The following is an 18,477-nucleotide window of genomic DNA, read 5'->3' as shown; positions in this document are numbered from 1 at the left end:
GCTTTCCTCTATTCAACTTTTCTATTAAACTTTTCTATTAAATGCTGTAGTACATTATCGGGTACAAATTCGGTGATATTTCCACCTAATCTTGCAATCTCCTTAATCATACTCGACGAAATAAACCCGTATTGTTCAGCTGGCGTTAGAAACATGGTTTCTAATTCAGGTGATAAACGGCGATTCATCCCGGCTAACTGAAACTCGTATTCAAAGTCTGAAATCGCTCTTAAACCACGGAGTACAACATTAGCACCCTGTTGTTTTGCGCAATCAACCAGTAAATTATCAAAGCCGATAATATCGACATTTGTAAATTCAGTAGTGACCTGCTCTAATAAAGCAACGCGTTGTTCTATATCAAACAATGGCGCTTTATTACTGTTAACAGCAACCGCAACAATAACTTTATGATATAACTTTGCCGCACGGGAAATAATATCTAAATGACCATTAGTGACAGGATCAAATGTCCCGGGATATATTGCTGTTACATTCATTATCTTTTTCTAAACCGAGTACATTGATAATGTACAGAATTTTTCTTAGCTGACCATTATACCTTGCTATTTATCAATGAGTTTATTTATTTTATCTGGAGTTTTTAAGCCTGGGACAGTTTTGCTTCAATGACTATATTTAACATATGCGGGGGCAGGTTACATTAGTTGTGTGCTATAGGCGGGCTAAAGCCACGCCCTACTTTCGGCCAGTAAAAACTTATTCGTCCAGGCGCTCGAATAAATAATAAGCAACCTCACCTGCTGTTTTATGTTTTAACATTGTCCAGTTTTCAGGTAGCCCGGTTAATTTTAGTTGGCTTTCTACTTCAATATAGATTTTGGCCTGACTTGTCAGCCATAACTTATCTTCTAACCAGTTTGCCGCTTGCACAGCATAGCCTTTAGCAAACGGGGGGTCTAAAAAGACCAGATCAAATTTTTCAGCGCTGCCTGCCAAATAGCGAAAAACATCCTGTTGAACAATTTTAACCTTGCTGGTCGCAACTAATTCGGTGTTCTGCTTCAATTGCCGACACACTTGCGCATCATTCTCTACCTGAACAACAGACTTTGCCCCACGTGATGCCGCTTCCATACCTAATGCACCACTGCCTGCATATAAATCCAGGCACCGGCTGACAACAACATCATATTGTAACCAGTTAAACACTGTTTCCCGAACTCTTGCCGGCGTAGGGCGCAGACCTTGTACATCAGGAAAAGACAGGTTACGCCCCCGCCATTCTCCGCCAATTATTCTGACTTTATTACTCACTTGCTTTACTCTTCACCGCCAACACTAATGATTTGCAATAAATCAGTATTTACCCTGCGCTGAAAGGCGGCTTTAATGTCATCGACAGTGACTTGTGAAACTTTATCCTGAAAACTATCCAGGTAATCTAATGGCAACTGATAAAAAGCAATCATTGCAACATAATCTAATAGTTTCTTGTTACTATCAAAACGCAAGACGAAACCGCCCGTCAGGTTTTTCTGCGCCGCTATCAATTGTTCCTGTGTCGGCCCTAGATGAATAAAATCAGCCAGAGTTTTTTGCATTAGCTCAATCGCCATGGTGCTTTGTTTGTTTTGCGTTTGCAAGCCCATGGTAAAAGGCCCGGGTTCTTCTAAAGGCATAAGATAACTATAGGCACTATAAGCCAGCCCGCGTTTTTCCCTGATTTCATCAAACAGTAGAGAAACTAAACCGCTTCCGCCTAGAATATGATTACCAACATATAAGGGAAAATAATCAACATCTTTTCTGCGTAATACTGGCAGACCGGCAAGAACATGCGTTTGTGTTGATGGGAAATTGATATGCTCTTTGCTGGCTTTTTCAGGTAAGCTCGCGTTTGGCAATGGTTTTGCTTTTTCACCCTGTTTTAACTGTTTAAATAAGGTTTCAGCCATTTGCTGCGCCTGTTGCTCTGTTAAATCACCCACAATGGCTAAAACAGCATTATTCCTCACATAATACTGTTGATAAAATTGTTGAATATCAGATAACTGTACTTCCTTTAGTGTCTCTATCTCACCATCGACCAGGTGTGCATACGGATGTTCGCCATAGATAGCCTTATAGAACGTTTTTTCAGCAATAAAGCCAGGCTTTTCTTGTTGTTGTTGAAGTCCAATCAGTGTCTGCTGTTTGATGCGCTGGAACTGGTCTTGCTCGAATCGAGGCTGGCTAATGATTTTCTCAAAAGTGCTCAAAGCCTGCTCTAGTAAATCAGCCTGGGTTAAGCTGCGCAAACTAACCCAGCCAGTATCCTGATCGGCTGCAGAAGTATATTCTGCTCCGACAGCATCAAATCGCTGTGCAATTTGATCGGCATTCCATTGTCCTGCACCAGTTGCTAGCAAACTATTAGTTAACGACGCAATACCATGATGCGTTCCATCACGCGCACTACCCGCATCAAAAACTAAACGCATATCCACCATAGGCAAACCAGGACTGGCAACAAAATAGACTTGCCCGCCCTGGCTTGTTTGCCAATGTTTAATTGTTTGAAAAGCGCATGCAGGTACACTAGCTAAACTAAATAACAGGGTGACTAATAATAATTTAATGCGCATGATTAACTCCCGCTGTTGTATTTGCCCGCATAGACTGCGGCTCTAGGTAAGCGATACTTAATTGTGACTCCAGCAGATATTTATCCGCCACCAGACGCACTTGCTCAGCAGTCACCTGATTAATTTTTTCTCTATATTGTTCTGATTTCTGCCATCCCAGACCTACGGTTTCAGCCATGCCCAATTTCATTGCCTGATAAAACAGTGAATCCTGTTCATAAACCGAGTTTGCCATCACTTGAGCTTTAACCTTTGCTAATTCACTGGCACTAATTGTTTCTCTTTGTAACTCGCGTATTTCCGTCTTTAATGCAATTTCCAAATCAAGCAGCGTTTTACCTTTTACCGGGGTTGCTTCAATCATGAATAACTCTTCCAAACGCGCCCCAAAGTCATAACCCACACCAACTGAACTGGCGATTTGTTGACCACGCTGCAATCTGGCCGGCAAACGCGAACTGTCACCACCATCCAGTACGGCAGCCAGGACATCTAAAGCATAGGCTTCCCATTCCTGATCCACTGTCATTAAACTGGGAACTTTATAAGCCATAAGTATATAAGGAACTTCAGCCGGTAATTTAACCGTCATACGTCGAACCCCCACTTGCTCGATTTCAAATTGCGGTTTTAAGGGTTTTATTTTCTCACCTGGAATAGCTCCAAAATAGTGCTCTGCTAATTTAAAAACCTCTTCAGCCTGCACATCACCGGCAACAACCAAGGTGGCATTATTTGGCGCATACCAGTGCTGATACCACTGCTGTAAATCAGCTATTTGATAATTTTCTATGTCGCTGGGCCAGCCGATCACTGGATTTTTGTAAGGTGAACTGGAGTAAGCCATCGCCATTAAATACTCTTGCAGCTTGGCACGCGGGTTATCTTCGGTACGCATGCGTCGTTCTTCCATCACAACTTGCAACTCTTTATCCAGCTCTTCAGCTAATAAATGTAAGTTGCGCATACGATCGGCTTCTAACTCAAAGCTTATCGCTAAACGAGACTTTTCCAGCGTTTGAAAATATGCGGTATAATCACGCCCAGTAAAAGCATTTTCCCGGCCCCCGTTTTCTGCAATAATTTCAGAAAATTTTCCAGCAGGGTAGTTATCCGTACCTTTAAACATCATGTGCTCAAGCATATGAGAAATGCCAGTGATACCTGATGGCTCATAGCTAGAACCTACTTTGTACCAGATTTGCGACACGACCACTGGGGAACGATGTTCTTCTTTAACTAAAACCTTTAGTCCATTAGTTAATACATGCTCTTGAACTTCAGCGGCATGTACACTAAATGAATAAAATAACAATATAAACAGACGGACTATCATTTATTAACTTCTCCCGAACAATAGAGCATAAAATACCCGTAAACCACGTATTCTATCTCAGATATGACTTAAACAAATAAACTAAGCATGACAAACGAAAAAACAACTATCACCTGGAAAAACTATCTTGAGTTATGCAAACCCAAAGTGGTTGCATTACTGGTTTTTACTGCCAATGTGGGCATGCTGCTTGCCGTTCCAGGCATGCCGCCAATTGCGCTGTTTATATATGCAACACTGGGTATCGGTTTGGCGTCTGCATCGGCTGCAGCCATCAACCATTTTATCGATCAAAAAGCAGATGCACAAATGGCACGCACCAAGAACCGTCCATTGCCTCAGGGCGATCTTAGTTCAACCAATGTACTGGTCTTTGCTGGCGTGTTAGGTATTGCAGCGATGTTGATATTGGTTTTACTGGTTAACACGCTCACCGCTGTGCTTACTTTTTTATCACTGATAGGTTATGCAGTTATTTATACAGTATATTTAAAGCGCATGACGCCGCAAAATATTGTCATAGGTGGCGCAGCAGGTGCAGCCCCTCCATTACTTGGCTGGTGCGCAATGACCGGAGAAGTTCACCCCTACGCTCTCTTGCTATTCTTATTAATTTTTGTCTGGACACCACCGCATTTCTGGGCGCTGGCAATCGCCAGGCGTGATGAATATGCAAAAGTTAATATTCCCATGCTACCGGTAACGCATGGCACAGAATTTACCCGTTTACATATCCTGCTGTATACTATTTTATTGTTTATCGTCACCCTGCTCCCCTATTTAACCGGGATGAGTGGTTTGATTTATTTGATTCCAGGTTCTTTACTGAGCTTAGGATTTATTTATTTTGCAATCAAAATGATGCACACAAAATCAGATAAAACCGCCATGCAAACCTTTGGCTATTCCATCGTTTATTTGATGCTGATTTTTGCATTATTGTTAATTGACCATTATTACAAATTTACAATTAACTGATATCGACTACATGCATGTGAATCCGTTGAAGCATGGATTGGTAAGACATGTTATCGATTGGCCTTATTCTACTTTTCATCAATACATTGCTCAGGGTATTTATTTGCCGAACTGGGGAGACGCTATAAATATTTAGACGGGCTGCGGTGAATAGCATGCGTCCGATTACGCTATGCTAGTCGGAACTACCGTACTGGTGCCATTCGATAGCTAAATCTATTGCGTTACATCATCAGTGTTTTTCAAAGACATGGATGACGACCACGCCGGCTATAATCAAAGCCATACCCATAATCACCGGAAAATCAGGAATTTCCTTGTAAACGACAGCACCCACAATAGCCACTAAAATAATACCCAAACCTGCCCAAATAGCATAGGTAATGCCCACAGGCATTGTTTCTAGTACTAGTGCCATCAAATAAAATGATACGCCATAGCCAACAATCACGATCAAACTGGGAATAATCCGTGTAAACTCCGCAGATGCTTTTAATGCACACGTGGCAGAAACTTCGGCCACTATTGCAATAGCAAGATATAAGTAAGCTAGCATCTGTTGAGTCAAGATCATTACTCTATTATGTTAATTTCGTCTGTTATCAAAGTCTACAAGCCTTAGCCCTTTAATTGTGTTGTCCTAGAAACCGCAGTTGACCGCTATAAAACACTATAAGTAACTGAGTATAAAATATAATGATCGTAAATGCTTGTTACCTGTTGGCTGACTCTATTCCGCTTCACGGTTTTGTGGATAAAAGCAAGATAAGCACATCAATATTTTTCGCGAAAGCTGCGACGAGGTCTGTACGTACTCCTTCACTATACCCTCCGAAGCTCGGCAATGGTTTCACCGTACTACTATAAACGATGACATAGACTCCTGTTACTTTGTCGTTGTCAAAATACACCCAAGAAATAACACTATGTTACCGTTAAGTATGGAAAATATAATAGTCGATCTCTTTTCAATCACAAAAATCAATTGCACGGGTTAGTTTATGCATTTGCATTATTCGACAAAAAGAGCGATTTGTTCTGAAAGTTATAAACAGCAGGAAAAGATCAAGGTTAATAATCCTTTAATCTTGTAACCAGACCGATTAAATATTCTTTAGTGTTTTGCGCCCTAGCTGAAATACTTTACAAGTCAACCTATTACACGTTTTAAAGTATTTGTTCAGCATCAGGTTGCATTTGTGAAAGTTGGTGTTTAGCTACTTTTGAAATAATAAAAATGACTAAGGCACAAGCAAAAACTCCCCCGAAAAGTAGCACATTATGAGGTCCCTCGTAGCTAGCCCCTTTAACTAACTGATCAGAAAAATGTCCCGCTAGGTAACCAAAATAAACCAGTGCCGTATTATAAATAAACAAGCCGGTTGTTGCTATCCAGTAAGGTAAAAACCGGATACGACTAATAGAAAAAACATAACTAAGCAGAGCAAATGGGATGGGTAATAGACGCAGCAAAAATATTACTTTAAAACCATTCTCATCGATTATCTGATTTAACATATTGAGTTTGGGATGTTGCTGTAATAACTTTTGTGCTTTTTCTCTGACGACATAGCGCCCTAGATAAAAAATGACAGCTGATGCCAGCATAGTTGCAATCATGACATAAACTATCGCATCACTCAGCGTAAATAAAGTACCCGCGATGACACATAAAACATCGACAGAGAAAAAGAAGGGTGTTAATACAATAAATAATGCAATAAATCCTACACTGGCCCAGGGTCCTAATTCTTTTAGGCCTGCCTCAATAAGTGCAATATGATTTTCCAGCCAATAGCCAATAAAGATAACACTGATAATAACAACAATAGAGGTAAAAATACGTCGTGTTGAATAAGTGTGATTATGCAAAGAAATCATAAAGTAATTTTTTAATAAAAGTGCAGAAAAATACCGTTTTGGTATACGGATATCTTGCTAATGCGAATAGTGTTTCCTGCTTACGTACAACTCACAGCCATATTAAAAAAAATTTAAATATCAGTATATTAATAGTCTCGTCATTCCCGAAGTCTTTTATCGGGAATCTTTGCTTACCCCACGAGATTCCTGCTAAAAGCATGCAGGAATGACGAATATAGCTGAGAGTTATGGGTAATCAGGTAGTTTTTTTCAATCAGGTAACGAATAATTTTTTTCATCTCAAACAGGGAACGTATCGCATACCTTTCACGCAACTCGCAATATTTTAATCGCTACGCTGGTTTGCGCTACGTACCCTGCATCCAGACTACGCCCCTGAAGTCTATATGGGACTTTTAATTTTCAAATAAAGCTGATTGCAATATATCACCTGTCATCGCGCCACCGCGTTGTTTAACATAATCGACTACAACAGGTACAAACTTATCAACCATATCAGGTGAAAGGTCTAAATCAATAAACGAAGACGCCAAAGCATCAAAATTGCCATAACTACTAACATTATCCCCTATCAGTGATGAAGCACCATTAATCAGGCTGGAAGAGGAACCGGATGTCTTAGGTGCAGCACTTAACAAACTATCCATTTCAGGAACTACGGCACTGATCTGTGCAAATTGCCCTGCATCCAGCTGACCTTTAGCTGCTTTAAAAATTGCCCCTGCCCCGCCTTGCGCCTGAGCTGATGAAATCCCCAATTTACTGACTAATGTTTCTGTTAACCCCGCATCCGACGGTAATACTGCGGCAGCTGTTCCCAGTGTAGTCATTTGCTTGCCTGTCTCTACCGCTTGTTGAGCTGTTTCGGCAGTATCTTGTATGCTTGTCAGACCATTACTTAGTGAATCCAGGCTTAAACCCTCTGCGAATACAGGCGCTGAAAAGCCTAGTGAAACAGCCAATAAAAGCGGTGAATATGATTTTACAATGTGTACGGTTTGCATTTCTTTTCCCTTTAAATAAAGTTATTTATAATTATACTTCGCACTGTCTTGACAGCGCGAAGTAATATCAAGCATCAAGTAAACGAAGAACTCCAGATTGATTAGTATCGCATAACAAAGTGTAAATTTAAAAAAACATATCTAGAATATAACCCCACAACTGTATTTTCGGCAAATAAAGTTAAATCGCGTTTATTCCTGCAAATCTTGCAACAGACTATTTAGCTGCATCGCGAAGTAGTACCTTCTGTCTTTGTTGATCTTTTTCCTGGTACTTCAATGCGCGACGCTTTGACGAAATATGACTTGCCGAGGAACCAATATGTTCTTCGCCACGTTGTTTAGCTAGCTGAACCTGTTTTTCCCGTTCAGCAAATCGACTCCTTTGCTGTTCATTGACCTTATCGTAACAATGAGGACAGCTGACACCTTTTTGATAGTGTTCACTATTTTTTTCTTCCTCTGTTATAGGGTATCGACAAGCATAGCATTGGTCATACTGACCTTTTTCCAAGTCGTGATTTACCGCTACCCGGTTGTCAAAAACAAAACATTCACCTTGCCAAAGTGATTGTTCTACAGGAATTTCCTCCAGGTATTTCAATACGCCACCTTGCAAATGAAACACGTCACCGAACCCCTGCTGTTTCAGATAAGCGGTAGATTTTTCACAACGAATGCCACCGGTACAATACATGGCTACTTTTTTGTGCTTTTTTGGGTCCAGGTGCTGTTTGACATATTCAGGAAACTCACGAAAGCTATCTGTTGCCGGGTTAATAGCATTTTTAAATCCGCCTATTTGAACTTCGTAGTCGTTACGCGTATCGATCAGTAATACTTCAGGATCAGAAATAAGTGCGTTCCAGTCTTGCGGTTTGACGTAAGTACCGACAATTTTCTGCGGATCTATGCTGTCAACGCCCATAGTCACAATTTCTTTCTTTAATTTAACCTTACTACGATAAAACGGCATTTCCTGTTCATAAGATTCCTTGCTTTGAATATCAGCAAGACGAGGATCAGATCGTAACCAGGCGATTATACTATCGATACCCTTTCGGTCACCGGCAATGGTCCCGTTAATCCCCTCTTTAGCAAGCAACAAAGTGCCCTTTACCTGATGGTCTTCCATCAGTTGCAATAAAGGACTTCTGAGCTCTTTGAAATCTTCAAGCGTGGCGAACTTATATAATGCGGATACTACAATATTTGACATATGACACCTGTATGCGAACCGGAACGTAAATCCAGAGCAATAATAAATAAACCACTTATTTTACAATACCTTCACTAATTTTATAAACTCTTACTCTGTTATAACACTAATTTTCTTCCGTTGATAATCCTAGAAACCGCAGTTGACCGCTATAAAGCATTATAAGTGAATGAATATAAAATATAATGCTCGTAAATGCTGGTCACCTGTTGGGTGACTATATTCCGCTTCACGGCTGTGTGGATAAATCTGAGCACGAAATACTGCGTTACAGCTCTTGCCAAGGGCTACGGCCATTGCCTGCGAGCTGTGCCTTGTCTTTCACACTCAGATTTTCCACAAAATCCGTGCTCAATTGAGGTTTCTAGGATAATAGATTTAAGGTAACCCGCAAAAAATATACTAACCAAATCTCGTACCCACGTTCTGCGTCACTGCCATTAAGTTAAGAACCAACACAGCTATAATAAATGTAGGATGGGCAAAGCGTAGCGTGCCCATCACCATCGCTATGATGGGCACGGGATAAAGCTCCTTTGCCCATCCTACTTTGAACAATAGGCATAACTTAATGGCAGAAACGCAGAACACAGGAACCAGGCAGTGTTCTATTTATTGTGCGTTACTCGAGTATTTTTAAAATTCAGTCTAACTATGTAAATTTGATAAATACCTGAATGTAGAGAACGTCTGAAAAAATAAACAATAAAACTTGTATGTACAATTTCCTGATATACAATCATTAACTAATACACTTGCTTAAGGCGCATAAACTTATGTATGAAAATTTAGAAACCGCTAAAAATCCAGAAAAACTCAAGCGCGTAGTCGTTGATCCAGTCTCTCGTGTAGAAGGTCACGGTAAAGTAACCTTATTATTAGATGAAAATAATAAGGTGCAGCAAGCCCGCTTACATATCGTTGAATTTCGGGGTTTTGAAAAATTTATTCAAGGCCGCCCCTACTGGGAGTTACCCGTTTTAGTACAGCGGCTATGCGGCATCTGTCCTGTCAGTCATCATTTAGCTGCAGCAAAGGCAATTGACCAATTAGTAGGCATAGATCCTGAAAATTTACCTGTTGCTGCAGATAAACTTAGACGCTTATTACATTTTGGTCAGGTTCTGCAATCACATGCATTGCACTTTTTTCACCTCTCCAGCCCTGATTTGTTATTCGGTTTTGAAAGTGACATTAGTAAACGTAATATTATTGCCGTTTTAAATGACTATCCTGACATTGGCTTACAAGGCGTCAAATTGCGCAAGTTCGGTCAGGAAGTTATACGTATGGTGTCAGGTAAACGTATACATGGCACAGGAGCAATTCCTGGCGGCATGAATAAATCTCTTACTAAGGAGGAGCGAGACTATTTACTAGCAGATGTTGATCAAATGATTGAATGGTCTGCCGGTTCTGTCGCACTGATTAAAAAAGTACATTGCTCAAACTTACCATATTATGATGATTTTGCGACCATCAGCACTAACTATTTAGGACTCACTAAAGCCGATGGCGCTTTAGAACTCTATCATGGCGGTATCCGCGCCAAAGATACACAGGGCAAGACGATACTTGATCATTTCGATTACTGTCACTACAACGATATTATCCATGAAGAAGTCCGCTCTTGGACTTATATGAAATTTCCTTATTTGACGGCATTAGGCAAAGAAGATGGCTGGTATCGTGTTGGACCTTTAGCCAGAGTAAATAATTGTGATTATATCGATACTCCTCTTGCAGAAAAACAACGTGTCGCTTTTAAGCAGCACGCCGGAGACGCTGCTATGGTCCACAGCACACTCGCTTTCCACTGGGCAAGATTAATTGAAGTACTACATTGTGCCGAAAGCATTAAAACCCTGCTCAATGATCCCGATATTATGAGTAAAGATTTAGTGGCTCAAGGTGAAAAACGCTATCATGGCATTGGTGTTATTGAGGCGCCAAGAGGTACTTTATTCCATGACTATCAAATTGATGAAAATGATATTGTTACTAAAGCAAACCTGATTGTTTCTACCACCAGTAATAATATGGGAATGAATGAATCAGTACGTCAAGTGGCCGCTGAATATCTTTCCGGGGAGGAATTAACTAAACCCTTATTAAATAACCTTGAAGTTGCAATTCGCGCTTATGACCCTTGCTTATCTTGTGCAACCCATGCGGTTGGCAAAATGCCCTTACAGGTTGAGTTAGTAGACGCCGAAGGAGTGCTTATCGATAAGATAATGAAACAAAGTAATGGTGAAATTGTAAAACTAACAGAATAGAATAACTTATTAAAACGGGATTTATAGCCTGGCAATATACTTCGTGCACTTACGGATGCGGTTGTATTGCAGGCTAATTCCGTTTTTACAGCCCCGTCAACAATAATATGCCAAACGAACCAAAGTAGGTCAAGACAAAATATAACATTGATAAACTAGCACTTACCTTCCAGTTCAGATTAAAAAGGCCCTTTAGCAAATGAGCTATAATCGCAACAGACCACACAATTAAAGCAATTCCAAAATAAATAGGATAATTTGCATAGTCACTGCCTTTGGCCAGAATATACCAGAACAGTATAGGTAATCCCAAGGTGTAAACAAAATTTTCACAAACAAGGATTGCAGTCAAAAACCGCTCAAAATTATAGGTGCTACGATCATTTAGCAACAACCCAGCCATAAAAATAATAGTGATAATAACTTCAATAAATATTTGTACAAAAGCCTCTATAGGATCACTGATATTTGCTTGAATAAATAAGCCCAGTAGCAAATATGCGCCTAAATTAGAAAATAAAAATTTCCGATCTGAAGGTAAATCTTCCGGGTAGCCACTCAGCCAGCATAATTGTAAGTAATCTTTTAACATAAGTTATAAAATAAATTTAATATTCAGAAGTAGAGGCGCTATTCTCTATCAAGGACTCGCCTGGAGCCATTCCCTTCCGGTTCACTAACAATGTTTTCGTCTTCCATTTGATCAATCATTCTCGCTGCACGATTATAGCCCACTTTAAAGCGTCGCTGCACACTTGAAATAGATGCCCTGCCGGTTTCCAGAACAAAACTGACTGCATCATCATACAATTCATCGGTTTCATCTTGAACACTTTCTAAAGTAGTCGTATTTTCAGCAGGTTCTTCCCGGGTAATTTCAGATAAATAGTTTGCTTTCCCAAGAGATTTCAAATAATCAACCACAGCATGAACTTCATGATCATCAACAAAAGCACCATGGGAGCGCGTTGGTACACTGGTGCCCGAAGGTAAATACAGCATATCGCCGTTACCCAGTAATGCTTCAGCTCCACCTTGATCTAAAATGGTACGCGAATCAATACGCGAGGAAACCTGAAAAGAAATACGTGTAGGTATATTGGCTTTTATAAGCCCCGTTAATACATCGACAGACGGTCGCTGAGTTGCCAGTATTAAATGAATTCCTGCAGCACGTGCTTTTTGTGCTAAACGAGCAATTAACTCCTCTACTTTTTTACCTACGATCATCATCATATCGGCCAATTCATCGATAATAATGACAATGCTAGGTAAAGTTGTTAACACAGGAAATGTTTCGCCTTCCTCTAAAGGGACAATTAACTCGAACAATGGATCACGAATTGTTTCACCTCTCGCCTCTGCATCTTTTATCATTTGATTAAAACCGGCAAGATTTCTAACCCCTACTTTCGACATTAGTTTATAGCGCCGCTCCATTTCAGCGACAGCCCAACGCAAGGCATTTTGCGCTTCTTTCATATCGGTAACGACCGGAGTCAATAAATGTGGAATACCTTCATAAATAGACAACTCCAACATTTTTGGATCCACCATAATCATACGCACCTGATCAGGAGTCGCCTTATATAGCATACTAAGAATCATAGTGTTAATAGCAACCGACTTACCTGAGCCCGTCGTTCCAGCAACCAGTAAATGTGGCATTTTTGCCAAATTAGCAACCACCGTCTGACCAGAAACATCTTTACCTAGAGCAAGAGTAATAGGTGATTTAGCCTGCTGAAACTGATCAGAACTAATAATTTCACGAAAAGAAACCAGTTCTCGTTCCTGATTAGGAATTTCAAGGCCGATGTATGGGGTACCTTCAATAATTTCTACCACACGGACACTGGTAACCAGCATCGCACGTGCCAGGTCTTTCGCTAGTCCATTGACACGGCTGACTTTAACGCCTGGCGCCAAAGATAATTCAAAACGGGTAATAATAGGTCCAGGATAAGCTCCAACTACTTCTGCACTGACTTTATAATCATTCAGCACGCGCTCAACACTGCGCGACATGATATCCAGCTCATCAGTAGTATAGGCATGTACAGATTGCTCGTGTCGTTGCAAAAGTTCTATGGAGGGCAGTTGGTATTCTGTCTTTTGATGCAAACTGAATGATTTGGAAAATCTTTGCGAAAACGAGGAAAGAATATTTGCCGTCGTTTTTTCAGCCCGGTTAAGCAATGAGGAGTAAGAACCCGGATTTTCAACGTTCTTTAATCCTTCATTTGTTTGCATATCCGCAGCTGAACCCGTTTCCTTATCTTTAGCCGCTTGCAGTGCCTTGATCATAAAATCAGGTTCCCTGGGTAAGTTGGCTGGTTCTTTGTTCAATGCCTGTGTGCCTGAATTTAAATCAGATTCAGTTGTTAACCGCGTATCGGATGCACTATGGTTTTTTGAATGCAACACTTCATTTTTAGCTGCCTGTATCGCTCTGTTAATAAAATCATCATCATTCGCCAGGGAATCAGCTTTAAATGTTTCCGTTTCTAACGGGTATTGCGGCTCCTGAAAACGAGCATCTGGCTCAACTTTATTGACTGCTTCTGCAGCCGACTGGCCAGGGTCGACAAAATTGATCATTTCGTCCTCAGATGCATCCATTTCCCTGGTTTTATAAACAGGCTCACTGTGCAAAGTATCAGTAGCAGAAATGTCATTTTTTAGCTCTTCATTGGAATTCAGTTCACTAAAAACCTTTTCAGCCTCGCCTGTATCCAAATCACTAATGTGTTCGTCCGATTTATTATCAATCCAATCTTCAGTATCAGGAAAAAAAGTTTTTAATTCCAATTCAAGGTCATTAAATGTATTGTCCAGATCCTCAAATGATTGCAGATTATTATCCACTGCTGTTGGATTTGAATCTAAATTCACACCAGCTTCAGAGCGTAGACTTTCTGGTGCAATAACAGCAGCCTCTGCACCATCAGTTATCAAACCATCGACAACCACCGTTTCAATGTCCGTTTCTGCAGAAGAAAAATCCAAATCCGCTGCTCTTTGTTCGTTTAGGGGTACTTGAGAATCTGCAATAACAGGCTCACTTGCATCATCTGGGTACATGTCAGTATCGGGATCAAGTAGAGCAGTTCTGACATCCTGTGTATTGCCTGTTTTTTGCGGGTATTTACGTCTAAGCGTATGGACAGGAACACGGCGGTTGGTATTTTTAATTTCTACACCCAGCCATTGTTTAACAGTGCGAATACACCAATCAAATAGTTTTAGCGTCTTTTCTCCAACCCACTCAACGCCTGCAAGAATCGAAAGACCGGTGATCTTTTCAACAGCTGTCAGCACAGCAAAAATGACAGCCAGAGGAATGATCAGCATAGCTAACAAAGCGACTACATCTTCACTGGCGATTGCAGTACTTTCAGTCTCACTGCTATTACTCATAAGCTGAAAAATCCAGATAAAAACAGCTGCTACGAGGATAGCAAGCCCGGACCACACTAACCAACGGCCAGAGAATCTAGGGAATATAGCAAAATAATTTTTTTTAATTGGTTTTCTTCTATTCACTGTCCACCACGTATTTAAATCAAAATCAGATGTTATGCCTTAAAAAGGATATTAATCTTTCCAGCTATGCATAAGCCGGATACATAATTTATTTAATTCTTTTGCCCGGCTATAAGTGCCAGCCTCTGTGTAACAACGTAATTCAGGTGCATTACCTGAACCGCGCAGATGTACAATTTCATCATTAGCCAGGCTAACGCGAACGCCATCGGTAAAATCAAAGCCTGCCGCTGCCTCAAGTTGACCTGCAAATAAGCGTGCAAAAACCGCAGCATCCTGATTCAGGTCAGCGGTTTGAATTTTCGCTAAAACTGATTGACTTAATTCAGTAGGAAAGTCTGTGATTCTGTCACTATAAGTATAACGTTCCGGTAAGGTCTTGAGTAAGTTTGCAATCGAGCCCTTTTCCTGTTTCGCTGCCAGTAAAATACACAATGGCACGATAACGGCATCCCGGGTTGGCAAAGCGGAGAGTTGCTTATCTTCTAAAAATACCGGGGTATTTAATAAAAAGCCCCCATTTGCTTCATATCCCGCTACTTTCTGCGCATTTACAATCGCTTGCATTGCGGAAATCACATAGGGTGACCCTATCCTGGTACGCACTACCTGGGCAAAATCAGCGCATTTTTCTACCGCACTGTTACTACTAACCGGGGTTACCACAGCATCTATCTGTAAAAAGCGTGCCACTAATAGTCCGGCAATATCACCACGTAACCATTCGCCAAATTCATCACTGACCAAAGGCCTGTCTGCATCACCATCTGTTGACACAATACAATCTAAATTGTATTGTTCGGTCCATTGTTTCGCCAGCAAGACATCTTCAGCACGTATTGCTTCAGTGTCGACTGATATAAAATGATCAGAGCGACCTAATGGCAGCACTTCTGCACCTAAACTCGATAAAATGCTCACCAATAGATCACGTGCGACCGAAGAGTGCTGGTACACACCAATTTTTAAACCTGCCAAAGCTTGCTCAGGAAAAAAATCGACATAACGTGCTACATACTGCTGCTCTGCTGTCTTATTAACAGTCGGCAAGTAATCATCTTTATATAAGCTTTCATCGGCAAACAAAACTTCATTGAGCACCGGCTCCTGCGCTAAAATGCCCTGCTCATCCTGTTTAAGCACTTCACCATCAGGCTTGTTAAATTTGATACCATTGCGATCATCAGGTATATGACTACCTGTCACCATAATCGTAGGGATACCCTGGCTAATTCCATATAGAGCCAAGGCTGGAGTAGGTAGCAATCCACAATTTACCGGCTGATAGCCGGCATCAATCACAGCAGCAGCAACTGCATTCATAATACGCGGGGTGCTACTACGCAAATCACCGCCTATACCAACAGTATAACCTTCCTTAATTGCATCTATCGATTGCAGATAATCTAAAAAAGACAAGGTATAGGCATAACATACTTTATCGGTCATATCGCTGACCAGGCCGCGAATGCCGCTAGTACCAAACTTAACCTTATTTTTCATTTTTCCTTGTTCCCAAATATCTGACATACTGTTGAGCGGGCTCTACATGCTATTTTTTTTCTTTTTAGCTTCAATTTCCAGCTTACGTTCAACTTGCGCAACTTTGTCTAATACGCCATTAACATAACGGTGACTACCATCAGCACCAAAAGATTTAGCTAACTCCACCCCTTCATTGATAACCACACGGTAAGGCGTCTCGGGTTTGAGCAATAATTCATAAACCCCGATTCTTAATATGGCACGCTCAACAGGATCAATCTTCTCAACTTCGCGATCAACGAAATCAGCCATGGAAGCATCAATCCTGTCTAAATACTTTGGTACACCATGAAACAAATCAGAAAAATAGCTTTTTTGCGCATTTTTTAAACGTTGATCTTCCTGGAATTGTCCTTCAATAGCGCTTAAATTTTGCCCGGTCATTTGCCATTGATACAAAGCTTGTACGGCACACTGCCTGGCTTTCGTCTTTGCTGAACTCATTAAGCTTCCAAATTCTTGAATAAACTAACCATTTCAATAGCCGATAATGCAGCAGAAGCACCATTATTGCCCGCTTTAGTCCCTGCACGCTCAATCGCTTGTTCTATACTATCCACTGTTAACACACCAAAACTCACAGGAATATCATATTGCATAGACACCTGAGCAATGCCTTTTACACATTCATTTGAAACATATTCAAAGTGCGGTGTAGCGCCACGTATCACTGCACCCACGGCTATAATTGCATCATATTTCTTAGACGCTGCAAGGCGTTGAACCACCATCGGCAACTCAAATGCTCCCGGTGCTTTTACCAGGGTAATATCATTTTTATCAACCCCATGACGCACTAGTGCATCAATGGCACCATTTTCTAATTGCTCGACGATAAAGCTATTGAAACGGGAAGCAACAACACAATATTTACCGCCTTGTGCTGTAAAATTACCCTCTAATATTTTAACTGCTGACATATTTTTTCTCTCTAATTTGTAAACTATTAAAGATGGGCACGCAAAAGCGTTTGCCCATCCAGCTTATTCAGATGTTTCAGATGTTTCAACTAATTCTAAGTTAAACCCTGATAAACCAAAATAGGTTTTATGCGGGCCTAAAACTTTAATCTTATGCACACCCAGATCGGCAAGAATTTGCGATCCTGTCCCCGTAGTGCGCCAGGCATCCGATTTTTCTGCTACCGCAGGAATAACCACGCCATTATCCTGCATCTGATATTGATGAACCAGTTCAGCTAATGCCTTATTATTTTCATCCTGGCGAATGACCACTAAAACACCACGGCCCTCTCCAGCAATGAGCTTCATCGCTTCACGTACAGGCATCTGACAATCACTGCGTGTCGATGAAAAAATATCATCCAGTAAATTACGTGCATGTACACGCACTAAAACCGGCTCATCATTACTCACATCACCCATAACGACAGCAAGGTGTATTTTATTGTCATTACGGTCCTGAAAAGCGATTAGACGGAAATTACCATATTCAGTCGGTAAAGCACACTCACTAATACGTTCCAGAGTACTTTCATTTTCGGTACGATAATGAATCAGGTCGGCAATAGTACCAATTTTTAAATCATGTTCTTTGGCAAAGACCTCCAGATCAGGCCGTCTGGCCATCGAACCATCATCATTTAAAATCTCCACAATGACACCGGCTGGTTCTGCACCTGCCAGACGCGCTAAATCACAGCCGGCTTCGGTATGTCCGGCACGGTTCAAAACACCGCCATCCCGCGCGCGAATAGGAAAAATATGACCTGGCTGAACAATATCCTCCGGTTTTGCACCTTTTGCTACTGCAGTACGTATCGTTTTTGCTCTATCAGAAGCTGATATACCAGTAGTAACGCCTTCAGAGGCTTCTATGGAAACCGTAAAATTAGTCGAGAAAGCCGCATTATTATCACTCACCATCAAAGGTAAACGTAATTGCTGGCAGCGCTCACCCGTTAAAGTCAAACAAATCAGACCGCGCCCAAAACGCGCCATAAAATTAATATCTTCAGGACGGACATAATCTGCTGCCATCACTAAATCACCTTCATTTTCACGGTCTTCATCATCCATAATGATAACCATTTTTCCCTGGCGTATATCTTCAATAATTTCCTCAGTTGTATTCATCT

At 41.0% G+C, this 18,477-nt stretch carries 16 protein-coding genes; 2 read left to right on the top strand and 14 right to left on the bottom strand.

The features are described from left to right. Positions 1-8: 8 nt before the first annotated feature. From coaD to AU255_RS08860, 4 genes are all read right to left on the bottom strand, one after another. Positions 9-500, bottom strand: coding sequence for a pantetheine-phosphate adenylyltransferase (gene coaD, locus AU255_RS08875; protein WP_080522542.1), 492 nt, complete (start codon positions 498-500; stop codon positions 9-11). A 220-nt stretch (positions 501-720) separates the two neighbouring features. Continuing rightward, on the bottom strand, positions 721-1,278 hold the full coding sequence (rsmD, locus tag AU255_RS08870; RefSeq protein ID WP_080522541.1) for a 16S rRNA (guanine(966)-N(2))-methyltransferase RsmD: 558 nt from the start codon (positions 1,276-1,278) through the stop codon (positions 721-723). A gap of 5 nt (positions 1,279-1,283) precedes the next feature. Beyond that, a complete protein-coding gene (locus AU255_RS08865) occupies positions 1,284-2,588 on the bottom strand; it encodes a M16 family metallopeptidase (RefSeq protein ID WP_080522540.1) in 1,305 nt (434 codons plus the stop codon). After that, positions 2,578-3,924: a M16 family metallopeptidase gene (locus AU255_RS08860; RefSeq protein WP_080522539.1), complete on the bottom strand. Its 1,347-nt coding sequence runs from the start codon at positions 3,922-3,924 to the stop codon at positions 2,578-2,580. Before AU255_RS08860 ends, AU255_RS08865 begins: the two co-directional genes overlap by 11 nt. A gap of 87 nt (positions 3,925-4,011) precedes the next feature. On the opposite strand from AU255_RS08860, the gene cyoE reads away from it, so the two are divergent. Next, positions 4,012-4,902 (top strand): heme o synthase, encoded by an 891-nt coding sequence (cyoE, locus tag AU255_RS08855; protein ID WP_080522538.1) that lies wholly within the window; start codon positions 4,012-4,014, stop codon positions 4,900-4,902. A 232-nt stretch (positions 4,903-5,134) separates the two neighbouring features. Here the strand turns inward: cyoE and AU255_RS08850 are convergent, their stop codons facing one another. The 4 genes from AU255_RS08850 to trhO form a co-directional block, all read right to left on the bottom strand. Further along, positions 5,135-5,458 carry a DMT family transporter gene (locus AU255_RS08850; RefSeq protein WP_080523313.1) on the bottom strand — a complete coding sequence of 108 codons (324 nt, stop codon included), beginning with the start codon at positions 5,456-5,458 and terminating at the stop codon, positions 5,135-5,137. A gap of 611 nt (positions 5,459-6,069) precedes the next feature. After that, positions 6,070-6,783: a TVP38/TMEM64 family protein gene (locus tag AU255_RS08845; RefSeq protein WP_080522537.1), complete on the bottom strand. Its 714-nt coding sequence runs from the start codon at positions 6,781-6,783 to the stop codon at positions 6,070-6,072. A 398-nt stretch (positions 6,784-7,181) separates the two neighbouring features. Next, positions 7,182-7,790: a DUF2780 domain-containing protein gene (locus tag AU255_RS08840; RefSeq protein WP_080522536.1), complete on the bottom strand. Its 609-nt coding sequence runs from the start codon at positions 7,788-7,790 to the stop codon at positions 7,182-7,184. A gap of 217 nt (positions 7,791-8,007) precedes the next feature. Next, on the bottom strand, positions 8,008-9,009 hold the full coding sequence (gene trhO, locus AU255_RS08835; protein WP_080522535.1) for an oxygen-dependent tRNA uridine(34) hydroxylase TrhO: 1,002 nt from the start codon (positions 9,007-9,009) through the stop codon (positions 8,008-8,010). 776 nt (positions 9,010-9,785) lie between these two features. Between trhO and AU255_RS08830 the strand changes: the two genes are divergently transcribed. Beyond that, entirely contained in the window at positions 9,786-11,288 is a 1,503-nt protein-coding gene (locus tag AU255_RS08830) for a Ni/Fe hydrogenase subunit alpha (RefSeq protein ID WP_080522534.1), read from the top strand. An 85-nt stretch (positions 11,289-11,373) separates the two neighbouring features. Here the strand turns inward: AU255_RS08830 and AU255_RS08825 are convergent, their stop codons facing one another. From AU255_RS08825 to ribBA, 6 genes are all read right to left on the bottom strand, one after another. After that, positions 11,374-11,880: a hypothetical protein gene (locus AU255_RS08825; protein WP_080522533.1), complete on the bottom strand. Its 507-nt coding sequence runs from the start codon at positions 11,878-11,880 to the stop codon at positions 11,374-11,376. 38 nt (positions 11,881-11,918) lie between these two features. Then, positions 11,919-14,708, bottom strand: coding sequence for a DNA translocase FtsK (locus tag AU255_RS21085; protein WP_198942574.1), 2,790 nt, complete (start codon positions 14,706-14,708; stop codon positions 11,919-11,921). 177 nt (positions 14,709-14,885) lie between these two features. After that, positions 14,886-16,364: a phosphomannomutase gene (locus tag AU255_RS08815; RefSeq protein ID WP_080522532.1), complete on the bottom strand. Its 1,479-nt coding sequence runs from the start codon at positions 16,362-16,364 to the stop codon at positions 14,886-14,888. A gap of 15 nt (positions 16,365-16,379) precedes the next feature. Continuing rightward, entirely contained in the window at positions 16,380-16,823 is a 444-nt protein-coding gene (gene nusB / locus AU255_RS08810) for a transcription antitermination factor NusB (RefSeq protein ID WP_080522531.1), read from the bottom strand. After that, complete coding sequence (ribH, locus tag AU255_RS08805; protein ID WP_080522530.1) at positions 16,823-17,299, bottom strand: 6,7-dimethyl-8-ribityllumazine synthase; 477 nt, start codon at positions 17,297-17,299, stop codon at positions 16,823-16,825. The genes nusB and ribH overlap by 1 nt, the downstream gene beginning before the upstream one ends. A 63-nt stretch (positions 17,300-17,362) precedes the next feature. Beyond that, entirely contained in the window at positions 17,363-18,475 is a 1,113-nt protein-coding gene (gene ribBA / locus AU255_RS08800) for a bifunctional 3,4-dihydroxy-2-butanone-4-phosphate synthase/GTP cyclohydrolase II (RefSeq protein ID WP_080522529.1), read from the bottom strand. Positions 18,476-18,477 lie beyond the last annotated feature (2 nt).

Source organism: Methyloprofundus sedimenti (assembly GCF_002072955.1).
Taxonomy (GTDB): Bacteria; Pseudomonadota; Gammaproteobacteria; order Methylococcales; family Methylomonadaceae; genus Methyloprofundus; species Methyloprofundus sedimenti.
This window is presented reverse-complemented; position numbering and strand designations above follow the sequence as displayed.

Excerpts from the sequence above, each read along its gene's own strand:
- coaD (WP_080522542.1), bottom strand. The coding sequence starts at position 500 with ATGAATGTAACAGCAATATATCCCGGGACATTTGATCCTGTCACTAAT.
- AU255_RS08865 (WP_080522540.1), bottom strand. The coding sequence starts at position 2,588 with ATGCGCATTAAATTATTATTAGTCACCCTGTTATTTAGTTTAGCTAGT.
- AU255_RS08860 (WP_080522539.1), bottom strand. The coding sequence starts at position 3,924 with ATGATAGTCCGTCTGTTTATATTGTTATTTTATTCATTTAGTGTACAT.
- cyoE (WP_080522538.1), top strand. The coding sequence starts at position 4,012 with ATGACAAACGAAAAAACAACTATCACCTGGAAAAACTATCTTGAGTTA.
- AU255_RS08850 (WP_080523313.1), bottom strand. The coding sequence starts at position 5,458 with ATGCTAGCTTACTTATATCTTGCTATTGCAATAGTGGCCGAAGTTTCT.
- AU255_RS08845 (WP_080522537.1), bottom strand. The coding sequence starts at position 6,783 with ATGATTTCTTTGCATAATCACACTTATTCAACACGACGTATTTTTACC.
- AU255_RS08840 (WP_080522536.1), bottom strand. The coding sequence starts at position 7,790 with ATGCAAACCGTACACATTGTAAAATCATATTCACCGCTTTTATTGGCT.
- trhO (WP_080522535.1), bottom strand. The coding sequence starts at position 9,009 with ATGTCAAATATTGTAGTATCCGCATTATATAAGTTCGCCACGCTTGAA.
- AU255_RS08830 (WP_080522534.1), top strand. The coding sequence starts at position 9,786 with ATGTATGAAAATTTAGAAACCGCTAAAAATCCAGAAAAACTCAAGCGC.
- AU255_RS08825 (WP_080522533.1), bottom strand. The coding sequence starts at position 11,880 with ATGTTAAAAGATTACTTACAATTATGCTGGCTGAGTGGCTACCCGGAA.
- AU255_RS21085 (WP_198942574.1), bottom strand. The coding sequence starts at position 14,708 with ATGAGTAATAGCAGTGAGACTGAAAGTACTGCAATCGCCAGTGAAGAT.
- AU255_RS08815 (WP_080522532.1), bottom strand. The coding sequence starts at position 16,364 with ATGTCAGATATTTGGGAACAAGGAAAAATGAAAAATAAGGTTAAGTTT.
- nusB (WP_080522531.1), bottom strand. The coding sequence starts at position 16,823 with ATGAGTTCAGCAAAGACGAAAGCCAGGCAGTGTGCCGTACAAGCTTTG.
- ribH (WP_080522530.1), bottom strand. The coding sequence starts at position 17,299 with ATGTCAGCAGTTAAAATATTAGAGGGTAATTTTACAGCACAAGGCGGT.
- ribBA (WP_080522529.1), bottom strand. The coding sequence starts at position 18,475 with ATGAATACAACTGAGGAAATTATTGAAGATATACGCCAGGGAAAAATG.